Source organism: Pseudomonas sp. B1-22 (genome assembly GCF_050474425.1).
Taxonomy (GTDB): Bacteria; Pseudomonadota; Gammaproteobacteria; order Pseudomonadales; family Pseudomonadaceae; genus Pseudomonas.
Map to the genome: position 1 here is coordinate 182,328 of NZ_JBCHVH010000007.1, position 22,064 is coordinate 204,391.

Here is a 22,064-nt window from a genome sequence, read left to right on the forward strand (position 1 = left end):
GACAAGCATGAGGATTCTCACGATGCGCTATCCGCTGGCCGATGCCTGCATGGAGCAATCAAACCCAACCGACCTGCCGCCCATGATTCCGTTCGAAGAACGCCCGCGTCGGCTCAAGCGCATCCTGTTCGTGACCTCCGAGTTCAGCGATTTCGTCAAGGCCGGCGGCCTGGGCGATGTGTCGGCGGCGCTGCCCCGCGCATTGCTGGCCGAGCATGACATCCGCGTCCTGCTGCCGGGCTATCGGCAGGTGCTGGAGAGCGCGGTCGCCTGCACGGTGGTGGGGCATCTGCCCGGCATGGCGGCCTTGCCTCCCTGCGATATCGGCCAGTTGACGCTGGCCGACGGGCTGGTGGTCTACGCGGTGCTCTGCCCGGAACTCTACGACCGCCACGGCTCCCCCTATGGCGACGACGCGGGCCAGGAATGGCCGGACAATCACATCCGTTTCGCCCGCCTGAGCCTGGCCGCCGCGGATATCGCCGCCGGCCGCTGCGAACTGAACTGGTGCCCGGACCTGCTCCATGTCAACGACTGGCCCGCGGCCCTGGCGCCCGCCTACATGGCCTGGCGCGGACAGGCCACGCCCAGCGTGCTGACCATCCACAACCTCGGTTACCAGGGCTCCTGCCCGCTGGGCTGCCGCGCCGAGCTGGGCCTGCCGAGTACCGCCGGCCTGCCGGAAAGCATGGAGTTCTACGGCAAGCTGTCATTCCTCAAGGCCGGACTCAACCACGCCAGCCATATCACCACCGTCAGCGAGACCTACGCCCGGGAAATCACCGGCGAACCCTTCGGTTGCGGCATGCACGGCGTACTCAGCCAGCGGCGCAACCGTGGCCAGCTCAGCGGCATCACCCATGGCATCGACGAGAGCTGGGCCCCGAGCGAGGACCCGCATCTGGTCGAGCGCTTCGATGCGACGCACCTGGGCGGCAAACGCTGCAACGCTGCCTACGTCGAAAGGCAGTTCGGCCTGTTGCCGGGACACGGGCCGCTGTTCGCGGTGGTCTCCCGGCTGGTCCGGCAGAAAGGCATCGACCTGACCCTGGGCATTGCCGCGCCGATGATCGCCGCGGGCGCGCGCCTGGTCGTCATCGGGCGTGGCGAGGCGGAACTCGAGCAGGCGATGAAGCGGCTGGCAGCGACCTATCCCGGCCGCGTCGGCGTGCACATCGGCTTCGACGAGACCGAGGCGCGACGCATCTTCGCCGCCAGCGACTTCCTGCTCATGCCCTCGCGCTACGAGCCCTGCGGCCTCAGCCAGATGTACGCACAGCGCTTCGGCTCGCTGCCCATCGCCCGGCATACGGGCGGACTGGCCGATACCATCGTCGACGGCGTGACCGGCCTGCTGTTCCGCGACGAAACGGTCGAATGCTATTTCGATGCCGTCCGCCGGGCCCTGAACATCTACCGCCATCCCGACCTGCTCGATGCCATGCGCCGCAAGGCCATGGATTCGCCCCAGCACTGGGACGCCGCGGTGCGCCCCTATACCCGACTCTACCGGCGGCTGCTCAAGGCTCCGCTAAGGGCACTCCGATGAGCTCGGCGTTCACGCACGGCGCCCAGGTGCTGGGCGACGGCCTGACCCGCTTCACCCTGTGGGCGCCCGATGCCCGGCAGGTGGATGTGGAATTCCAGAATGGCGAGCGTCAGTCGTTGTCGCGGCACACCGGCGGCTGGTACAGCACAGCGCTCCCCTGCCCGGCTGGCACGGCCTATCGCTACCGGATCGACGATGCCCTGAGCGTCGCCGATCCGGCGTCACGCGCGCAGTCGGGTGGTGTCGAGGGTGCCAGTCGGGTGGTGGACCCCGGCGCCTACCGCTGGCGGCATTCCCAATGGCACGGTCGCCCCTGGCATGAAACGGTGCTGTACGAGCTGCACGTCGGCCTTCTTGGCGGCTTCCCGGCCGTGGAACAACGGTTGCGGGAACTGGCCCGGCTGGGGATCACCGCCATCGAACTGATGCCGCTCAATGCCTTCGCCGGCCTGCGCAACTGGGGCTACGACGGTGTGCTGCCCTATGCGCCGGCCTGCGCGTACGGTGATCCCGACAGCCTGCGGAGCCTGATCGACACGGCCCACGGCCTGGGGCTGATGGTCTTCGTCGATGTGGTCTACAACCACTTCGGGCCACAGGGCAATTACCTGGCCCGCTACGCCAGCCCCTTCTTCCGTACCGACCGGCAGACGCCCTGGGGGCCGGCCATCGATTTCCGCGACAGCGCCGTCCGCGAATTCTTCATCGGCAATGCCGAAATGTGGGTCCGTGAGTACCGCGTGGACGGCCTGCGGATCGACGCGGTACACGCCATCCGCGACAACACCTTCCTCCTGGAAATGGCCGGCCGGGCGCGCGCGGCGGCGCCAGGTCGCCATCTGCACCTGGTGCTGGAGAACGAAAACAACCAGGCGAGCCTGCTCAGGGACGGCTTCGATGCGCAGTGGACCGACGACCTGCACCATGCCCTGCACGTCCTGCTCACCGGCGAGAGCGAGGGCTACTACGCCGACTTTGCCGGCGACCCCATCGAGCGCCTGTGCCGCTGCCTGCGCGAAGGCTTCGCCTTCCAGGGCGAAACCGACTATCGCGGCCAGGCCCGTGGCGAGCCGAGCGCGGACCTCTCCCCGCAGGCCTTCGTGGCCTTTCTGCAGAACCATGACCAGGTGGGCAACCGCGCCTTCGGCGAGCGTCTCACCACGCTTGCCGGCACTGCCGCGCTGCGCGCCGCCAGCGCCCTGGTACTGCTCACCCCCATGGTGCCCATGCTGTTCATGGGCGAGGAATGGGGCGAGCGGCGGCCCTTCCTTTATTTCACCGACTTCCAGGGCGAACTGGCGCAAGCCGTTACCCGCGGACGACGCGCGGAGTTCCGCCAGTTCAGTCGATTTTCCGAGGCGGACGCGGCGGCGAGGATTCCCGATCCCAACGATGCGCAGACCTTCGAGAAGTCCCGTCCGCGCCCGGAACACGGCGATGCCGCCTGGCGCGAGCATTACCGGCACCTGCTGGAACTGCGCCACCGCTGGCTGGTTCCGCGCCTGCCGGGCAGCCGCGCGCTGGACGCCCAGCCACTGGGCGAGCGTGCCCTGAGCGCGAAATGGCGCCTGGGCGACGGCAGCCTGTGGCGTATCGACCTGAACCTGGGGCCGGACGACATCGGTATCGAGCCGCCAGGGGAAAGTGCTCAGGTCCTGCTGTGCCTCGGACAGGGTGCGGCCCATTACCGACATGGCTGGCTCGGCGCCGACGGACTGGCAGTCAGCCTGGAGGCGCCCTGATGAGCGATGCGCAACTCGAACGCCTGGCGACCCGTGCCGGCCTGATTAACGCCTGGCTGGATGCCGACCGGCGCGAGCAGCGCCTCACCCCGGAGGTGCAACGCAACGTGCTGGAGGCCCTGGGCTATCCGGCGCAGAGCCCGGAGCAGATTCAGCAGAGCCTGGAAGTCCTCGATCAGCAGGATGCCCTGCCAGCGGAGCTGCTCATCGCCCGGCAGGGCCGGGCGCTTCCGCTGGGCGCCAGCGCGGGCACGCGCTACCAGCTGCTCAACGAAGACGGCAGCGACCATCACCACGGACGTATCGACCACGAAGGCCGCCTGCCGCCGGTGGAGCGCAGCGGCTACTACCACCTGCGGATGGACGGCCGCGAATGCGTGCTGGCGGTGGCGCCGCCACGCTGCCCATCGGTGCTCCAGCGCTGCGGCAAGGCCAGCGCCTGGGGGCTGACGGCGCAGCTCTACTCGCTGCGGCGCGACGGGGACGGTGGCCTGGGCGACATGGCGGCACTCGAAGACCTGGCCGCCAGCGCCGCCCGCCACGGCGCGGACGCCCTGGCCATCAGCCCGGTGCACGCCATGTTCCCCGCGGCGCGGAACATCTACAGCCCCTACTCGCCCTCCAGCCGGCTGTTGTTCAACGAACTCCATGCCGCACCGGAGCGGCTGCTGGGCGAAGAACAGGTGCGCCAGGCGATTGCCGGGGCCGGGCTGGGTGACGAGTGGCAACGCCTGGAGCAGCTCGAACTGATCGACTGGCATGGCGTTGCCCTGCTGCGCGACCGCCTCCTTGAGCAGCTCTACCGCCAGTTCCAGCAGTCCGGCGGCAGCTTGAACGAAGACTTTCTCGCCTTTCGCAACCAGGGCGGGATCGAGCTGCTGCAGCACTGCTGCTTCCAGGTGTTGCAGCAGCGCCGGGCCGCGGCCGGCCACGGCCTGGACTGGCGCTTCTGGCCCATGCCCTATCGCACCCTCGGCAGCGCCGAACTTGGCCATTTCATGCTCGACGAGGAGCAGGCGATCACCCGCCAGGCGTTCGCCCAATGGCTCGTCGTCCGTGGCCTGCAACGGGCACAGCAGGCCGCGCGCGGTGGCGGCATGGGCATCGGCCTGATCGCCGATCTCGCCGTCGGCGCCGAACCTTCGGGCTGCCAGGCCTGGATGCGCCAGGGCGAGCTGCTCACCGGCGTCAGCGTCGGCTGCCCGCCGGACATCCTCAACCGCGCCGGCCAGGACTGGGGCATCTGCGCCTTCTCCCCCGGCGGCCTGCGCCGCAACGGGTACCGTGGATTCATCGAGATGCTGCGCGCCAACCTGCGCTACGTCGGCGGCCTGCGCATCGACCATATCCTCGGCCTGCGTCGTCTCTGGGTGATTCCCGAAGGTGCGCCGCCGGAAGCCGGCGCCTACCTCGACTATCCCCTCGACGACCTGCTGCAGTTACTTTGCCTGGAAGCCGAACGGGCCGATGCGGTCATCATCGGCGAGGACCTCGGCACCGTGCCCGAAGGCCTGCGGGAAAGCCTGTCGAGCCACGGCATTCTCGGCATGCGCGTGCTGCTGTTCGAGCAGGGGGACGCCGGTTTTACCCCGCCACGGGACTGGCCCGACGATGCCCTGGCGACCTCGACGACCCACGACCTGCCGACCCTCGAAGGCTGGCGAGAAGGCCGCGACATCGATTGGCGGGAGCGGCTTGGCCAGCGCTCCCGCGCTGCCTCGCAAACCGAACGCGACAACCGCCGGCACGAAACCGAGGCCCTGCGCCGCGCCCTGAACGAAAACGGTATCGCCGCCGAGCCGCTGCTCGACGGCGCCATCGAACTGCTCGGAACCACCCCCGCGCCCCTGGTGCTGTTGCCACTGGAGGACGCCATGGCCTGTGTCGAGCAGCCGAACCTGCCGGGGCCGGGCGACGCCCATCCGAACTGGCGACGGCGCTTCAGCACCCCGGCCGGGGACATGCTCGACCGGCCTGAAGTCAGCGCGCGACTGGAGCGTCTGCGCCGCGCGCGCGATCGCGATGGAGGGCCGCAGCATGGCTGAAATCCGCGCCACCCTGCGTCTGCAGTTCAGTTCCGCCTTCACCCTGGACGACGCCCTGCCCTGGCTGGACTACTTCGCCCGCCTGGGCATCAGTCATCTGTATGCCTCGCCGCTGCTGGCTGCGCAGCCGGGCTCCAGCCATGGCTACGACACCGTGGACCCCACCCGCATCAGCGCGGAACTGGGTGGCGAGCCGGCACTGCGGCGGCTGGTCGCGGGCTTGCGGCGCAACGACATGGGGCTGCTGGTCGATACCGTCGCCAATCACATGCGTATCGGTGCGGCGAACCCCTGGTGGCAGGACGTGCTCGAATGGGGGCTGGCCAGCCCCTACGCACATTTCTTCGACATTCGCTGGCACAGCGACGATCCGCTGCTGGACCTGCGCGTGCTGCTGCCCTGCCTCGCCGAGGACTATGTCCAGGCGCTGAACGCCGGTCGCCTCGGGCTGGACTTCGACCCGGCCAGCGGGCGCTTCCTGTTGCGCTATGCCGGGCAGGTATTCCCCGTCTGCCCGGCGAGCTACGGCATGATCCTGTCCCATTCGCAGATTCCGGCACTGTGCGAACTGGCGCCGCGCTTCGTCGAACTGCGCGGCCATCCGCAGGCGCGTCATCTGGCCCACGGGCTCTGCCTGCAACTGGCCGCGCTGCTCTCGGGCCCGGCGCGCGAATCGCTGCTGGACCTGTATCACGCGGACTGGCACGCCCTGCACCGCCTGCTCGAACAGCAGCATTACCGTCTGGCCAACTGGCGAGTGGCCGACGATGAGATCAACTGGCGGCGCTTCTTCGACATCAACGAGCTGGTCGGACTGCGTGTCGAGCGTCCCGAGGTATTCCAGGCTACCCATGCCTACCTGCTGAAGCTGATGAAGGATGGCCTGATCGACGGCCTGCGGATCGATCACGTGGACGGCCTTGCCGACCCCCGCGGCTATTGCCGCCGCCTGTGGCGGGCCAGCAACGGTGCACCGCTGTACGTGGAGAAGATACTCGGTCCGGGCGAGACCCTGCCGGCCGACTGGCGGGTTGCCGGCAGCACGGGCTACGACTTCATGAACCAGGTGTCGCTCCTCCAGCATGACGTGCGGGGCGAGCCGGCCTTGCGCAATCTCTGGGAGGAAGTCAGTGACCGCCGTGGGACCTTTGCCGACGAAGTGCGCCGAGCCCGCGAACGCGTGCTGGGCACCTCTTTCGCCGGCGATTTCGACAGTCTGGCGCGGCTGCTCTGGCGGGTCGCCCGCCAGGACCTGGCCAGCCGCGACATCCCGCTGGGCTCGATTCGGCGCGCGCTGTATCGCCTGCTGGTGGCCTTCCCGGTCTACCGCAGCTATGCCGGCGCGCTGGGGCGCTCGGCACAGGATCAGGCGTTCATGGCCCAGGCGCTGGTGGACGCCCAACGCCATCTGGCGCCGACCGACCTGGGCACCCTGCACTGGCTGGACACGGTCCTGGGCGGCGAGCGCCTGTGCACCATCCCCCCCGGCCCACTGCGGCGCCTGCGGGAACAGGCCCTGGCACGCTTCCAGCAGCTCACACCGCCGATTGCCGCCAAGGCCCTGGAAGACACCGCCTGCTATCGCTCGGTGGTCGCCCTGGGGCGCAACGACGTCGGCTTCGATCCCGGCAGGCTGGGTTGCGACGTCCAGGCTTTCCACCACGACTGCCAGGAACGGCTGTGGCATTTCCCACAGTCGCTGCTGGCCACCGCCACCCACGACCACAAGCGCGGTGAGGACTGCCGTGCCCGTCTGGCGGTACTGAGCGAACGCGCCGACTGGTTCGCCAGCCAGGTCTGGCAATGGTGGACGCTCGCCGCGCCGATGCGCCGGGCGCTGCCCCATGGCGCCGCCCCCAGCGGCGGGGACGAACTGTTCCTCTATCAGTGCCTGCTCGGCAGCTGGCCGCTGGAGCTTGCGCTGGACGACAGCGACGGCCTGCAGGCCTTCTACCGGAGGCTGGAGCAATGGCAGCGCAAGGCCATCCGCGAAGCCAAGCTGGAGAGCCACTGGAGCGCACCGGTGGACGCGTACGAAACGGCCTGCAGCGAGTTCCTCGCCGGTATCCTGCTGGACCCCGCCGGGCGCCCTCTGCGGGAGTCCATCGCCCGCGCCGCCGCGCAGTTGATGCCGGCGGGCGCCGTCAACGGCCTGGCGCAATGCGTGCTGCGCAATACCGTGCCGGGGGTACCGGACCTGTACCAGGGCTGCGAATTCTGGGACTTCAGCCTGGTGGACCCGGACAACCGCCGACTGCCCGATTTCGCCGCGCGCGAGGCGGCCCTGAGCGGCCAGCCGGACTGGACGGCGTTGTTGAACGCCTGGCGCGACGGCCGGATCAAGCAGGCGCTGCTGGCCCACACGCTGGGTTTGCGCAGGCAGTGGCCAGACCTGTTCATCCACGGCGACTATCTGCCGCTGACCGTACGCGGTGAACAAGCCGGGCAGGTCGCCGCCTTCCTGCGCAGCCTTTCCGGGGTGTATCTGCTGGTGGTCGTTCCCCACTGCTGCGCCGGGTTGCTCGGCGAGTCGAGCCGACCGCTGGTGCCCCCCGAGGCCTGGGGCGATACGCGCCTGTCGCTGCCGCCCACCCTGGGCGCGGTGTGCTGGCGGGGCCTCACTCGCGATCACATTCCCCGCAACGCGGAGCTGCACCTGGCCGAGCTGCTGGGCGAGCTTCCCGTCAATCTGCTGATGCCCCGCACTGGAGGTGAAGGATGAGTGTCCCTGAAAAACGCGTACGCGAACTGGCCTACCAGATCTGGGAGGCCGAGGGCCGTCCCGAAGGCCAGCATGAGCGGCATTGGCGGATGGCCCGCAGCCTGGCCGAGGGTGAGGCGGTCAAACCCCTGCAACCGCCCGAGGACGTGCAGCCTCGTTTCGAGGGCAAGGAGGAGCCGGAGCCTCCCGCCATCCTGCAACCGCCGCCCCGGCGACAGGGGCAGTTGCCCGAGGCCACCCCGGAGGCGCCGGCAAAACCCGCCGCCAAGCCCAGGCGCGCCGCTGCGAAACCAGCCGGGGCCGGGACCGCCAGGAAGCCGACCGCCCCCTCTTCGTCCAGGGCGCCCAAGAACAGCTGATGCCAGGAGGTCTGCATGACCCGCCGAGCACATTCCCGTGTCACCGAAGGCCGCCCCTTTCCGCTGGGGGCGACCTGGGATGGACTGGGTGTCAACTTCGCCTTGTTTTCCGCACACGCCACCAAGGTGGAACTGTGCCTGTTCGACGCCGCCGGCAAGCGCGAGCTGGAGCGCATCGAGCTGCCCGAGTACAGCGATGAAATCTGGCATGGCTACCTGCCCGACGCGCATCCCGGACAAATCTACGGTTACCGGGTCCACGGCCCCTTCGCCCCGGATGCCGGCCACCGCTTCAACCCCAACAAGCTGCTGCTCGACCCCTACGCCCGCCAACTGGTGGGCGAGCTGCGCTGGTCGGAGAGCCTGTTCGGCTATTCCATCGGCTCGCCCGATGCCGACCTCAGCTTCGACGAACGCGACAGCTCGCCCTTCGTGCCCAAGTCCAGGGTCATCGACCCGGCCTTCACCTGGGGCGAGCAGCAACAGGTCCGCGTGCCCTGGGACGAAACGGTAATCTACGAGGCGCACCTGCGCGGACTTTCCATGCGCCACCCGGAGGTGCCCGAACGCCTGCGCGGCACCTGCGCCGGGCTGATGAACAGCGAGTTGCTCAAGCACCTGCGCAACCTCGGCATCAGCAGCCTGGAACTGCTGCCGGTGCATGGCTTCGTCGACGACAAGCACCTGCTGGAAAAAGGCATGAACAACTACTGGGGCTACAACAGCATCGCCTTCTTCGCGCCCCATTCGCGCTACCTGGCCAGCGGGCAGATCAACGAATTCAAGGAAATGGTCGCGCACCTGCACGATGCCGGCATCGAACTGATCCTCGACGTGGTCTACAACCACACCGCGGAAGGCAACGAGCTCGGCCCGACGCTGTGCATGCGCGGCATCGACAACGTCTCCTACTACCGTCTGCATGCCGACGACCGACGCTACTACGTCAACGATTCGGGCACCGGCAATACCCTCGACCTCAGCCATCCCTGCGTGCTGCAGATGGTCACCGACTCGCTGCGCTACTGGGCGACCGAGATGCGCGTGGATGGTTTCCGCTTCGACCTGGCCACCATCCTCGGCCGTTACGCCGAGGGTTTCGAGGAGCGCCACAGTTTCCTCGTCGCCTGCCGCCAGGACCCCTTGCTCAGCCACCGCAAGCTGATCGCCGAGCCCTGGGACTGCGGGCCCGGCGGCTACCAGGTCGGCCGCTTTCCGCCCGGCTGGGTGGAATGGAACGATCGCTTCCGCGATACCGTCCGCAGCTTCTGGCGCGGCGACGAGGGCCAGTTGCCGGAACTGGCCAGGCGCCTCACCGCGTCCGGCGACCTGTACGACCAGCGCGGGCGCCGTCCCTACGCCTCGGTGAACTTCATCACCGCCCACGACGGTTTCACCCTGCGCGACGTGGTCAGCTACAACAGCAAGCACAATCTGGCGAACGGCGAGGACAACCGCGACGGGCACGACGACAACCGCTCCTGGAACCATGGCGTCGAAGGCCCGACCGACGATCCGCAGATCCGCCGCCTGCGCCTGCGCCAGATGAAGAACCTGCTGGCCACCCTGCTGCTCTCCCAGGGCACGCCGATGCTGGTGGCCGGCGACGAGTTCAGCCGCACCCAGCACGGCAACAACAATGTCTACTGCCAGGACAACGAACTGAGCTGGGTGGACTGGGACCTGGACGCCGAAGGCCGCGAGCTGCTGGCCTTCACCCGGCGCATGATCCGCCTGCGCCAGGCCTACCCGATACTGCGGCGCAGGCGCTTCCTGGTCGGCGAGTACAACGCCGAACTGGGAGTGCGCGACGTCACCTGGCTCGCCCCGGAGGGCGGCGAGATGTGCGAGGCGCTCTGGCACGACAGCCAGCGACGCAGCCTGGGCATGCTCATGGACGGCCGCGCCCAACCCTCGGGCATCCACCGCAGCGGCGGCGACGCGACCCTGCTCCTGCTGCTCAACGCCGGCCACGAACCGCTGGAATTCCAGCTGCCCGCCGCCGCCCAGGGACGCGACTGGCAACTGCTGATGGACACCGCCGAACGCCCGGAAGACCACGAGCCGCTCTGGGATTTCCACACCCCCTACCCCCTCGATAGCCGCTGCGTTGCGCTGTTCACGCTGCGGCGAAGCGAGGACTGACCGGCCTGACGAGCGGGGAAAATCCCTCTGAACGGTGACCATCGACCTCAGTCGGAACCAGTAGACGCCCGATAAAGGGCCGTCCGAATCATCCCGAACAGGAAGGAGAACACCATGAAGATCGGCGACATCATGACCCGCGACGTACAACGGGTCGTTCCGGATACCACGCTCAAGGACGCCGCCGCCCTGATGGCGAGCATCGACAGCGGTGCCCTGCTGGTCAACGAAGGCGACCTGCTGGTGGGCATGATCACTGACCGGGACATCGCGATCCGCGCGGTGGCCGCCGGGCTCGGCCCGTCGACCCCGGTGGGACGCGTGATGAGCGGCAACGTGCATTACTGCTTCGAAGACGAGGACGTCCAGCACGTTGCCCAGAACATGGCGGACATCCAGATGCGCCGCCTCCCGGTCCTGAGCCGGCAGAAACGCCTGGTGGGAGTCGTCTCGCTCGGCAACATCGCCGCCTGCCGCAGCGAACACGCCAGCGACACCCTCCTGCGCGGCGTCGCCCAGGCGCACTGACGCACACACAGCCCGGCCGCCGCCCCGTTGGCGTGCGGCCCGTCCCTGACAGGAGGACGCCATGAAAGCAGTCGTATTCCATGACGTCGGCGACATCCGCCTGGAGGATGTTCCGGAACCCACGCTGAAACACCCCAACGACGCCATCGTGCGTCTCACCGCCTCGGCCATCTGCGGTACCGACCTGCACTTCGTGCGCGGCAGCGTCGGCGGCATGAAGCAAGGCACCATCCTCGGCCACGAAGGCGTCGGCATCGTCGAAGAACTGGGCGATGAGGTCCGCAACCTGCAGATCGGCGACCGGGTGGTGATTCCCTCGACCATCGCCTGCGGCAACTGCGCGTACTGCCGCTCCGGCTATTACGCCCAGTGCGACAACGCCAACCCCAACGGCAAGCGCGGCGGCACCGCCTTCTTCGGCGGCCCGGAAGCCAATGGCGCCTTCCAGGGATTGCAGGCCGAGCGGGCACGCATCCCCTACGCCAACATCGGCCTGGTGCGCCTGCCGCCGCAGATCAGCGACGACCAGGCGATCCTGCTGTCGGACATCTTCCCCACCGGCTGGTTTGGCGCGGAGCTCGCTGAAGTCGGCATCGGCGATACCGTGGCCGTGTTCGGCTGCGGGCCGGTCGGCCAGTTCGCCATCGCCAGCGCGCTGCTGATGGGCGCCTCGCGGGTGTTCGCCATCGACCGGCATCCGGACCGCCTGCACATGGCCCGCCAGCAAGGCGCCGAGGTGATCGACTTCGACCGCGAGGAACCGCCCCAGGCGCTGCTTTGGCTCACCGACGGCATTGGCGTGGATTGCGCCATCGACGCCGTCGGCGTGGATGCCGAACACAGCCAGGGCGTGACCGTGGCACCGGCGCAGGACCACAAGCCCGAATGGGAACCCGGCAACGCCCCCGCGCAGGCCCTGGACTGGGCCGTTGCCGGCCTGGCGAAGGCCGGCAGCCTGGGCATCATCGGCGTCTACGGGCCCGATGCGCGCACCTTCCCCATCGGCGAGGCGATGAACAAGAACCTCACGCTGAAGATGGGCAACTGTCACCACCGTCAGTACATCCCCAGGCTGATCGAGCTGGTGCTGTCCGGACGCATCGATCCGGAGAAGGTCCTCACCCAGATCAAGCCGATGAACGATGCCATCGCCGCCTTCGAGGCCTTCGACCAGCGCGAGACCGGCTGGGTCAAGGTGGAACTGCAGCCGCAGCGGCAGGAGGCGCGGGTGGGCGACGAGGAAGTCGTACACCGACCCGGAGCAGGCCATGCGCAGTGAGATGACGACGTATGAAGGAACTGCACATCGGCATCTCCGGCTGGCGTTACGCCCCCTGGCGCGGCGACTTCTACCCCGAGGGGCTGCGTCAGCGCGATGAGCTGCGCTATGCCTCGCGGGCGTTCAACAGCATCGAGCTGAACGGTTCGTTCTACGCACTGCAGACGCCCGAGCGCTATCGCCAGTGGGCCGGGGATACCCCGGAGCACTTCTGCTTCAGCATCAAGGGGCCTCGCTACATCACCCACATCAAGCGGCTGCGCGAGCCCCGCGAGGGACTCGCGAACTTCTTCGCGTCCGGCCCGCTGGAGCTGGGCGACAAGCTGGGCCCGCTGCTCTGGCAACTGCCGCCGAGCCTGGTCTACGACGAGGCGCTGGTCGAGGCCTTCCTGGCCCTGTTGCCCGACCGCGCGGATGCGGCCCTGGCGCTGGCCAGGCGCTGGGCGACCCGCCCGCCGTCGCACTGGCCGAAACCGCTGGGCGAGCGGCGCTTGCGGCACGCCATGGAAGTACGCCATCCGAGTTTCGTCACCCCGCGCTTCGCCGAACAACTGCGACGGCATGGCGTGGCCCTGGTGATCGCCGACGCACCGCGCAAGTGGCCCTATGCCGAGGACCTGACGGCGAAGGATTTCGTCTACCTGCGCCTGCACGGCGACAAGCAGCTGTACGCCAGCGGCTACGATGCCGATGCGCTCGAACGCTGGCGCGAGCGTATCGAGCACTGGCGGCACGGCCTGCAGCCGACGGACGCGGAGTTGCTCGACAGCGGCGTGCGCGGCGACCGCCATCCGCGCGAGGTGTTCTGCTACTTCGACAACGACCTCAAGGTCCGCGCGCCCTATGACGCCAGCCGGCTCATGGCGCTGCTGGACCTGCGCCTGCCGGAGCGCCAGGAGCCCGGCGCGCCGGCCGGAGACTGGTCATGACACGGGCCGGAGCCGACACGGTCGACCTGCGCGGCATGACACTGCGGGTACTCACGGTGAACACCCACAAGGGTTTCAACGCCTTCAACCGCCGCTTCATCCTTCATGAGCTGCGCGACGCCGTGCGCGCCACCGGGGCGGACCTGGTGTTCCTCCAGGAGGTCCACGGCGAACACCAGCTGCACGCCTCGCGCAACGCCAACTGGCCGCCGACGCCGCAGTACGAATTCCTCGCCGACAGCATGTGGCCGGCCTTCGCCTATGGCCGCAACGCGGTCTATCCCGAAGGCCACCACGGCAACGCGCTGCTCTGCCGGCTGCCGATCCAGGAGTACGTCAACCGCGACATTTCCATTGCCGGCAACGAACAGCGCGGCTTGCTGCACGCTCGCATCGCACTGCCGGAGCAGCGTTCGTTGCATGCCGTGTGCGTACACCTGGGGCTGCGCGAGGGACAGCGGCAGCGCCAACTGCGGCTGCTCTGCGCACTGATCGGGGAACTACCGGCGGATGCGCCCCTGGTGGTGGCCGGGGACTTCAACGACTGGCGCTGCCGCGCCAGCGGAATTCTCGCGCACTGCGGGCTGCGCCCGGTATTCGGCCAGGGCGGCGAGCCGCGCAGCTTCCCCGCGCGCTGGCCGGTGCTGCGCCTGGATCGCATCTACGTGCGCAACCTTGCGGTGAACAGCAGCGAAGTGCTCAACCGGCGCCCCTGGCCGCATCTTTCGGATCACCTGCCGCTGCTGGCGGAGGTACGCCTGTGAACGAGCGCTGGCGCAGCGGCAACCGGGTCGAGCTGCTGATCAACGGCGAGGACTTCTTCCCGGCCGCATTCCAGGCCATCGCCGCGGCACGCCGGGAGGTGCTGATGGAAACCTTCATCATCTTCGACGACAAGGTGGGGCGCGCGCTGCGCCAGTCGCTGATCGCCGCCGCGCAACGTGGCGTGCGGGTGGAACTGGTGGCCGACGGCTATGGCACGCCGGACCTGGGCGTCGAGTATCTCGGGCCACTGCTCGCTTCCGGCGCCCGGCTCCACCTGTTCGACCCGCGCCCGCGCCTGCTGGGCATGCGCACCAACCTGTTCCGCCGCCTACACCGCAAGCTGTTGGTGATCGACAACCGGCTGGCGTTCGTCGGTGGCATCAACTTCTGTGCCGAGCACCTGGCCGACTTCGGCACCATGGCCAAGCAGGACTATGCCGTGCGGGTGGAAGGGCCGATCGTTGCGGACATCCGCCAGGCTTGCCTGGAGCTGCTCAGCCAGTACGGCGACTTCCCCCCGGCGGACGGCAAGCCCGCGCCCTCCGGTACCGGGCCCTGCCGGGCCTGCCTGGCGATACGCGACAACCACTACCGCCGCACCGACATCGAGCAGCATTACCTGCGCGCCATCGCCCGGGCCGAGCAACGGCTGCTGATCGCCAACGCCTACTTCTTCCCCGGCTATCGCCTGCTGCGCGCCCTGCGCGATGCGGCGCGCCGGGGCGTGCAGGTCCGGCTGATCCTGCAGGGCCTGCCGGACATGCCGCTGGCGCGCCTGTGCAGCAAGCTGCTGTACGACACCCTGCTGCGTGACGGCGTGGAGATCTACGAATACTGCGAGCGCCCGCTGCACGCCAAGGTCGCCGTGATGGACGGGCGCTGGGCCACGGTGGGCTCCAGCAACCTGGACCCGCTGAGCCTGTCGCTGAACCTGGAAGGCAACCTGATGATCGAGGATGCCGCCTTCGCCAGCGAACTGGACGCGCACCTGCTGCGCCTCGCCACGCAGAATTGCCGACGGGTCACCCGCAAGGCCGCGCGGCGCGGCTACTGGTGGCGGGCGCCGCTGGTGTTCCTGAGTTTCCACTTCCTGCGCCACTTCCCGGCCATCGCCGGGCAACTGCCCGCCCACCGCCAGGCGCTCCATCCGGCAGGTACGGCGGCAGGCGAGCATGGCGAATCGCAGGCGCAGCCATGAACCGCCGTGACTTCTGGAGGCTGGCCAATCGCATCTTCAACGTCGCGCTGCTGATCGCCTTGCCGATCCTGCTGTTCCTGCTGCTGCGCGCCACCGACTGGCGCGAGGTGTTTCACCTACTGGGCGAGTACAAGGCGACCACCCTCGCCCTGGGGATGCTGATCAGCCTGGGCAGCTACGCGATCTTCAGCAGCTTCGACGTGCTCAGCCGCTTCTACATCGGCCATCCGCTGCCGGTGCGGCGGGTGCTGACCGTGGCCTTCGTGTGCAACGCCTTCAACCTCAACCTGAGTTCCTGGGTCGGCGCCGTGGCGTTGCGCTATCGCCTGTACGGCCGGCTGGGCATGAACACGGGGGATATCACCCGCATCCTCAGCTTCAGCCTGATCACCAACTGGTACGGCTACCTGTTGCTGGCCGGCGTGCTGTTCGCCTCGGGCTATCCGAACCTGCCGCGCAGCTGGGGGCTCGGCGGCGGCGGACTGCAACTGGTCGGTGCACTGTGCCTGCTGCTGGGGGCCGCCTACCCACTGGCCTGCCGCTTCGCCCGGCGCCGCTCCTGGGGCTGGAAGCAGCACCGACTGCAGCTGCCGAGCTGGCGGCTGGCACTGCTGCAGGGCATTGCCGGCGCCAGCAACTGGTCGATGATGGCCTTGCTGATCCATATCCTGCTGCCCGACAGCGCAAGCTATCCGGAGGTGCTGGCCACCCTGTTGATCAGCAGCATTGCCGGCGTGGTCCTGCATGTGCCGGCCGGGCTCGGCGTACTGGAGACGGTGTTCATTACGGTGCTGCGCGAGCACTTTTCCCGTGGTGCGCTGCTGGCCGCTCTGATCGGCTATCGGGTGCTGTATTTCCTCGTTCCCCTGCTGCTCGCCTGCCTGGTCTACCTGTGGCTGGAGCGCCGTGCGCGGAAGCTCAAGCGACGGGCTGCGCGGCGGGCGGCTGCGCGGACTTCGTAGGGCATGTATGGGAGTTATCCGCCGTTGTGGGATATGGGTGTTCCAGCGCCGCTTCGGCGTGCTCGGATGTCTTCTGTTTCGCCCCCTCGGGCGAGTCACTTTCTCAAACGCGAGAAAGTAACCAAAGCGCTTGCCCCTGCATCCGGGTCCCGCTTCGCGGGACTCCCCTCGCTCCATCGAAGTTTCAGGGGCACGCCGCGAAGGGCCATCCTTGGCCCATCGCGGCTCTCGCGGCATCCATGCCGCTCAACCCCTGAAACTCCGATTCCACTCGGCCTCCTGAAGGGGCGCTCGGAGTGCGCGGAGATTTCTCTGGAAGTCTTTAAAGCCAGAGCCAGAGCGGAGCTGCGCTCCTGTAGGAGCGACGGGGGCGCCTAGCCCTTGTCCGCGAAATCCATCGCGGATGGCTCCTCTCGTACAGGGGAATGCCAACGCATCGCGCCTACGTAGGAGCGGACTTTGTCCGCGATTGGCGCCGATAGGGCGCAACGATCAACGCCGACCGATCAACCCGCCAGACGCAACATCCCCAACACCAGCACCGCCAGGAACACCGTCTCCCCCACCATCAGCAGGATCGGCTTGATCCCCACCGTGGCCAGGGCACGCAGCTGGGTCTTCATGCCCAGCGCGGCGATGGCGATCACCAGACACCACTGCGACAGCTTGCTGCCCGCCTGCTGCACCACCGGCGCCAGCACGCCGGTGCTGTTGATGGCCGCCAGCAGCACGAAGCCCACGGCGAACCATGGCAGCAGCGGCGGACGCTTGTCTCCCGGCTCGACGCCCCGGGCGCGGGTGATCATCGCCGCGCAAAGGATCACCGGCAGCAGCATGGCCACCCGCATCAGCTTGACCACCGTGGCGCTGTCGCCGACTTCCGGCGAAATGCTGTAGCCGGCGCCAACCACCTGGGCCACGTCGTGGATGGTGCCGCCGAGGAAGATGCCGGCCTGCAACGGCGGCAGGCCCAGGGCGTGGACGATCATCGGGTAGAGAATCATCGCCAGGGTCGAGAGCGCCGAGACACCGAGCACGGTGAACAGCGTGGCCTTCTCCTTCTGCGTGTGGGCCGGCAGCGCCGCCGCCAGGGCCAGGGCCGCCGAGGCGCCGCAGATGGCCGTGGCGCCACCGGTGAGCAGGCCGAACAGGAAGTTGAAGCCCATGGCGCGGGCGGCAGCGATGGAGACCAGGATGGTCACCGTCACCAGCACCACGACCATCACCACCGGCTGCCAGCCCAGTTCGGCGATCTGCCCGAAGGTGATGCGGATGCCCAGCAAGGCCACGCCCAGGCGCAGGATCTCGCGGGCGGTGAACTCGATGCCGGCCTTGCACACACTGTCGGTGGCGAGGAAGTTCAGCGCCAGCCCCAACAGCAGCGCGAACAGCATCACCGGCGCGCCGTAGTGTTCGGAGAGGAAGGTCGCAGCAGCCGCGACCATGGCACTGACCAGCAGCCCCGGCAGCAGAGTCCGGCTGCGGCTGCCGAGTGTGGAGATAACGGCAGTGCTCATGCGCAAGCCCCCTCGGCGATGCCCTCGTCGAGCAGCAGGAAGCACTCGTCGGCGCGCCACTCGATGGGGTAGCGGCGCACGCCGAAGCCCTTTAGGCCCGCCGGGCAACCCGTGTCCAGGTTGAATTTCAGCCCGTGCGCCGGGCACTGCAGCCAGCGGCCATCCAGGCGGCCGCTGAACAGCGAGGCGCCGGCGTGGGGGCAACGGTCATCAATGGCGTACAGGCAACCTTCGACGTCGAACAGCAGGACGATGCCTTTGTCGTGATGGAACAGGCTGCGGCCACCCGGTGCAGGCAGTCGCTCACTCGGAATGTGCAACGCGCCACTCATGCCGACAGCGCCTCCTGCCGATCGAAGGCCCGCAGCAAGGCCACGAGCAGGTGATCCGGGCTCTGCCCGCCGAGAGCAAAGGCGCGCCCGTCGAGCAGGAACAGCGGCACGCTGGAGTCCGCCAGCCCCACGCGGCGGCCGATGAACGCCCGCGCGCCGTCGGCCAGGGCCTCTTCGAACTCCTCGGGGAGGTAATCGCAGGCGCGCAAAAGGCGGCGCAGGGTGTCGCGCTGGCCGATGTCCTCGCCAAGCTGGAAGTGCGCGCGGAACAGCAGCTCCAGCAGGCGCTCCAGCTGCGACTGGCTGCCCAGCTGCGCGGCGCGCTGGAACACACGGTGGGCGTAAGTGGTATTCGGCATGCTGCGGATGAGTTCGAAATCGATCTCCACACCTGCCTGGCGCGCAGCGTCGCGCACTTCCATCTGCCGCGCGCGCACCGCCCGCTTGCCACCCAGGCGGCGCTGGTAGAAGGCGGCGAAGGGTTCACCGTCCATCGGCACCTGGGGCAGCAGCTGCAGGCCCAGCCAGTTCACCCGCACGTCCAGTTCCGGACGCTGCCGGGCCAGCATGCGCAGCGCGCTGTCGAGGTTGCGCTTGCCGATCAGACACCAGGGGCAGATGAAGTCGAAGGTCATGTCCAGGTTCAGCGTCGGCATCATGCGCCCTCCTCCTCGCCGCGCAGGCGGCAGATATCGCTGTGGTAATGGCGCCGGGCGTAGATGAACACCAGCGCGGCAAAGATGCTCAGCAGCGGGACGATCTGGAACGCGCGGTCCAGTCCCACGGCGTCGGCCAGCACGCCGGTGAGCAGCGGGCCGGGCGCCAGGCCCAGCAGGTTGTTGGCCAGGGTCAGGGTGGCGAAGGCGGTGCCATGCACGGCCGGCGCGGTGAGGTTGGCGACCATGGCGCCGGACGGCCCGGAGGTGCCGGCGGCGACCAGCATGCCCAGGGCCAGCAGGCTCAGCTGGGTGGCGCCCGGCGGCAGGTGGAAGGCCACCGAGAGCAGCACGCAGCTGGTCAGGCAGAAGCCGATGGCTAGGGCGATCTTGCGCGGAGGATTGGAGCGGCCCAGGCGGTCACAGAGGATGCCGCAGAGCACCATGCCGCTGCCGCCCACCAGCACGATCACCGCCGAGATCAGCCCGGCCTTGTCGGTGTCCAGGTGGTAGTAGCGGTTCAGGTAGCTGGGAATCCACACCATCACGGCGGCGGCGACGAACAGCTGCAGGCCGCTGCCCAGGTAGGCGGCGATCACCGAACGGCTGCCGAACAGGCTGCGCAGCGAACGCCCGCCAGCCCGGCGCGGCGCCTCGGCGGCGGCCACCGGGGCGATGCGCTTCTCGCTCACCACCAGCGGATAGAGCAGCGCCAGCAGCAGGCCGAACAGCGCCATGCCGGCAAAGGCCCAGCGCCAACCCATGTGGGCGGCCAGCACGCCGCCCAGGCCCATGCCCAGCACCGAGCCGAACATGCCGCCGGCCATGAAGGCGCCGGTCAGGGTAGCGCGCAGGTGCGCCGGGAATACCGAGATCACCACGGCGATGCCGACGCTGCCGTAGGCCGCCTCGCCAACGCCGACGAAGAAGCGTGCGGCGAACATCTGCGGGAAGGTCTGCGCCACGGCGCAGCCCAGGGTCGCGAGGCTCCAGAGCATGGCCATCAGCGACAGGCTGCGCACCCGGCCCCAGCGGTCGGCGAGCAGCGAAAGCGGGAAGGTCAACAGGCCGACCATGACGGCGACGATGCCGCTGAGCAGGCCGAGCTTGGCGTCGCTCAGGGCCCATTCGCTCTTGATCAGCGGGAAGACCGCGTTGAGCACCTGGCGCGACATGTAATCGGAAATCAGCAGGCCGAAGGTCAGGGCGAAGACCACCCAGGCATAGCGGCGCGGCACGCTGGGGGTGGTGGCGGAAATGTCGCCCAGGGCGACGGAGTGGATGGCCATGACGCTACCTCTCCAGGCGAGTAATCGGGTTCTTGTTGTTCTTGTAGGAAAGCCGGCGCGGGTTACTGGCAGAACCCGCGCCGGAGCCTGTCACGCGCGAAGCGGGACGGACTTCTGGCCCGGCTGGCGGTTGGGCGCCATGCCGTTCATACGCAGGGTTTCCTCGATGCTGTCGTACTGCACGCCGATCTTGTAGATGGCGCGGGCTTCCTGGCCGCTGGCGACTTCGCGGCCCAGCTCGTGGGCAACGCGGACGCACTGCTGGATCTGCTCCACCGAGGTCATGCGCTGACCGTGCTGGCCGATGATGGTGTCCTCGATGCCGCAGCGCGGGTGCAGGCCCATGGCCATGGCCATCATGTTGAACGGCAGCACGTTCTTGAGCAGCGATTCGGCGGTGACGGTGGCGCCGTCCGGTGCGCGGTGCACGAAGTTCATGAAGTTGAACGGGTTGGGGCCGTCGAAGCCGCCACCGATGCCGATCCAGGTCAGGTTCAGCGGGCCACGGTAGACACCCTTGCGCACCAAGCGCTCCAGGGTTTCCAGGGCATGCATGCCGGTCAGCTGGAAATGCGGCTGGATGTTGGCCGCCTGCAGGCGCTTCAAGTGCTCCTCGACCCAGGCCGGGCCGGCCGGCACGGTCATTTCGCTGTAGGCCGCCTGGTAGAGCGGGTTTTCCAGGGAGGTGCCCTTCAGGTACTCCGGATAGAGCAGCTCCATGATGTTCATCTGGGTGGTGTTGATCGCCACCGTCACCTGGTCGGGCTTGGGCGTCAGCTCGGCCAGCATGTGGCGGGTGTCGTCGGACAGCCACTTGGCCGCTTCGCCGTCGCTTTCCGGGGCGAAGGAAATCGAGCCGCCGACCTGGATGATCATGTCCGGTACGGCTTCACGTACACCGGCGATCAGCTCATTGAACTTGGACAGGCGCTTGGAGCCCTTGCCGTCCAGCTCACGTACGTGCAGGTGCAGCACGGTGGCGCCCGCTTCGTAGCAGTCAACGGCCTTCTGGACCTGTTCGTCCATGGTTACCGGGATGTCTTCCGGGAAATCCTCGGGCATCCATTCCGGGCCGTAGGGGGCCACGGTGATGACTACCTTCTCCTGGTTTTCCGGGTGCAGGGAATCGTCGAAAAATTGCATGTCAGTCTCCGTAAATTGTTCTTGTAGAGCTCTTTTTTCCGAGGGTCAGAACGGCTTGTCGCCCATGATTCCGGCCCGTTCCATGCGGCGCACGCAGGGCGGGTAATCCATCACCGCGTAATGCTGGGTACTGCGGTTGTCCCAGATCGCCACGCTGTTCTTCTTCCAACGCCAGCGCACCTGGTACTCGGGGATGTAGACCTGGCTCACCAGATAGCGCAGCAGGTCCATCGCGCCGGGGTTGGCGTCCTGGCCGAAGCGCACGTTCTGCGCGGTGTGGTAGTTGGTGAAGTGGGTGGTGAAGGCGTTGACGAACAGCACCTTCTCACCGGTCTCCGGATGGGTACGCACCACCGGGTGCTCGGCGTCCGGGTACATCGCCTTGAGCGCCAGGCGCTTCTCGATCGGCATGGCCGCGCCGAAGCTCGCCTCGATGCTGTGGCGGGCGCGCAGCTCGGCGATCTTGGTCTTGATCTCGGCGGGCAGGTTCTCGTAGGCCAGGGCCATGTTGGCCCACATGGTGTCGCCACCCACCGGCGGGCACTCCACGCAGCGCAGCACGCAGCCCATGGGCGGGCTCTCGCGCCAGGTGGCATCGGTGTGCCAGGCGTTCTCGTAGCGGTCGTTGGGCAGGTCCGGGGTCTTGTAGATACGTACCAGGCCCGGATGCTCAGGGTCGCTGCCAGCCACCGGGTGGTCCTCCAGCTCGCCGAAACGGCGAGCGAAGGCCACGTGGTCCGCGCGGCTGATGTCCTGATCGCGCAGGAACAGCACCTTGTGCTTGAGCAGCAGGCTGCGCATTTCGTCGAACAGTGCATCGTCACGGGCGGCATCGCCCAGGTTCACGCCGGAAACTTCAGCGCCGATGCTGCAAGTCAGTTGCTCCACGTGCATGACGAGTCAC

At 68.1% G+C, this 22,064-nt stretch carries 18 protein-coding genes; 12 read left to right on the forward strand and 6 right to left on the reverse strand.

Annotation, left to right across the window (positions count from 1 at the left end; genetic code table 11):
• The first annotated feature begins 22 nt into the window (after positions 1–22).
• The 12 genes from glgA to ACQ5BL_RS25870 all read left to right on the forward strand — a co-directional run bounded on the left by glgA (position 23) and on the right by ACQ5BL_RS25870 (position 16,223).
• The gene (gene glgA / locus ACQ5BL_RS25815) at positions 23–1,549 is read left to right on the forward strand and encodes a glycogen synthase GlgA (protein ID WP_243808254.1); all 1,527 of its coding nucleotides are present in this window, start codon (positions 23–25) and stop codon (positions 1,547–1,549) included.
• Complete coding sequence (gene treZ, locus ACQ5BL_RS25820; RefSeq protein ID WP_243808255.1) at positions 1,546–3,291, forward strand: malto-oligosyltrehalose trehalohydrolase; 1,746 nt, start codon at positions 1,546–1,548, stop codon at positions 3,289–3,291. Before glgA ends, treZ begins: the two co-directional genes overlap by 4 nt.
• Positions 3,291–5,336 carry a 4-alpha-glucanotransferase gene (malQ, locus tag ACQ5BL_RS25825; protein ID WP_243808256.1) on the forward strand — a complete coding sequence of 682 codons (2,046 nt, stop codon included), beginning with the start codon at positions 3,291–3,293 and terminating at the stop codon, positions 5,334–5,336. The genes treZ and malQ overlap by 1 nt, the downstream gene beginning before the upstream one ends.
• Entirely contained in the window at positions 5,329–8,058 is a 2,730-nt protein-coding gene (gene treY / locus ACQ5BL_RS25830) for a malto-oligosyltrehalose synthase (RefSeq protein ID WP_243808257.1), read from the forward strand. Before malQ ends, treY begins: the two co-directional genes overlap by 8 nt.
• The gene (locus ACQ5BL_RS25835; RefSeq protein ID WP_243808258.1) at positions 8,055–8,417 is read left to right on the forward strand and encodes a DUF2934 domain-containing protein; all 363 of its coding nucleotides are present in this window, start codon (positions 8,055–8,057) and stop codon (positions 8,415–8,417) included. Before treY ends, ACQ5BL_RS25835 begins: the two co-directional genes overlap by 4 nt.
• A 15-nt stretch (positions 8,418–8,432) precedes the next feature.
• A complete protein-coding gene (gene glgX / locus ACQ5BL_RS25840) occupies positions 8,433–10,562 on the forward strand; it encodes a glycogen debranching protein GlgX (protein ID WP_243808259.1) in 2,130 nt (709 codons plus the stop codon).
• A gap of 114 nt (positions 10,563–10,676) precedes the next feature.
• Positions 10,677–11,090, forward strand: a complete 414-nt coding sequence (locus tag ACQ5BL_RS25845) for a CBS domain-containing protein (protein WP_243808260.1) — start codon at positions 10,677–10,679, stop codon at positions 11,088–11,090.
• Between the two features lie 61 nt (positions 11,091–11,151).
• Complete coding sequence (locus tag ACQ5BL_RS25850) at positions 11,152–12,369, forward strand: zinc-dependent alcohol dehydrogenase (protein ID WP_243808261.1); 1,218 nt, start codon at positions 11,152–11,154, stop codon at positions 12,367–12,369.
• Between the two features lie 11 nt (positions 12,370–12,380).
• Positions 12,381–13,298, forward strand: coding sequence for a DUF72 domain-containing protein (locus tag ACQ5BL_RS25855; protein WP_243808262.1), 918 nt, complete (start codon positions 12,381–12,383; stop codon positions 13,296–13,298).
• Entirely contained in the window at positions 13,295–14,062 is a 768-nt protein-coding gene (locus tag ACQ5BL_RS25860) for an endonuclease/exonuclease/phosphatase family protein (RefSeq protein ID WP_243808263.1), read from the forward strand. Before ACQ5BL_RS25855 ends, ACQ5BL_RS25860 begins: the two co-directional genes overlap by 4 nt.
• Entirely contained in the window at positions 14,059–15,261 is a 1,203-nt protein-coding gene (gene clsB / locus ACQ5BL_RS25865) for a cardiolipin synthase ClsB (protein ID WP_243808264.1), read from the forward strand. Before ACQ5BL_RS25860 ends, clsB begins: the two co-directional genes overlap by 4 nt.
• Positions 15,258–16,223, forward strand: a complete 966-nt coding sequence (locus ACQ5BL_RS25870) for a lysylphosphatidylglycerol synthase domain-containing protein (RefSeq protein ID WP_243808265.1) — start codon at positions 15,258–15,260, stop codon at positions 16,221–16,223. The genes clsB and ACQ5BL_RS25870 overlap by 4 nt, the downstream gene beginning before the upstream one ends.
• A 506-nt stretch (positions 16,224–16,729) precedes the next feature.
• Here ACQ5BL_RS25870 and ACQ5BL_RS25875 read toward each other — a convergent pair.
• From ACQ5BL_RS25875 to ACQ5BL_RS25900, 6 genes are all read right to left on the reverse strand, one after another.
• Positions 16,730–17,740, reverse strand: coding sequence for a YeiH family protein (locus tag ACQ5BL_RS25875; RefSeq protein ID WP_207886251.1), 1,011 nt, complete (start codon positions 17,738–17,740; stop codon positions 16,730–16,732).
• A complete protein-coding gene (locus ACQ5BL_RS25880) occupies positions 17,737–18,072 on the reverse strand; it encodes a Rieske (2Fe-2S) protein (RefSeq protein ID WP_243808266.1) in 336 nt (111 codons plus the stop codon). The genes ACQ5BL_RS25875 and ACQ5BL_RS25880 overlap by 4 nt, the downstream gene beginning before the upstream one ends.
• On the reverse strand, positions 18,069–18,731 hold the full coding sequence (locus tag ACQ5BL_RS25885) for a DsbA family protein (protein ID WP_207886249.1): 663 nt from the start codon (positions 18,729–18,731) through the stop codon (positions 18,069–18,071). The genes ACQ5BL_RS25880 and ACQ5BL_RS25885 overlap by 4 nt, the downstream gene beginning before the upstream one ends.
• A complete protein-coding gene (locus tag ACQ5BL_RS25890) occupies positions 18,728–20,017 on the reverse strand; it encodes an MFS transporter (protein WP_243808267.1) in 1,290 nt (429 codons plus the stop codon). The genes ACQ5BL_RS25885 and ACQ5BL_RS25890 overlap by 4 nt, the downstream gene beginning before the upstream one ends.
• Before the next feature lie 90 nt (positions 20,018–20,107).
• The gene (locus ACQ5BL_RS25895; protein ID WP_243808268.1) at positions 20,108–21,160 is read right to left on the reverse strand and encodes a 3-keto-5-aminohexanoate cleavage protein; all 1,053 of its coding nucleotides are present in this window, start codon (positions 21,158–21,160) and stop codon (positions 20,108–20,110) included.
• Between the two features lie 45 nt (positions 21,161–21,205).
• Complete coding sequence (locus ACQ5BL_RS25900; RefSeq protein WP_243808269.1) at positions 21,206–22,054, reverse strand: TauD/TfdA dioxygenase family protein; 849 nt, start codon at positions 22,052–22,054, stop codon at positions 21,206–21,208.
• Between the last annotated feature and the right edge of the window lie 10 nt (positions 22,055–22,064).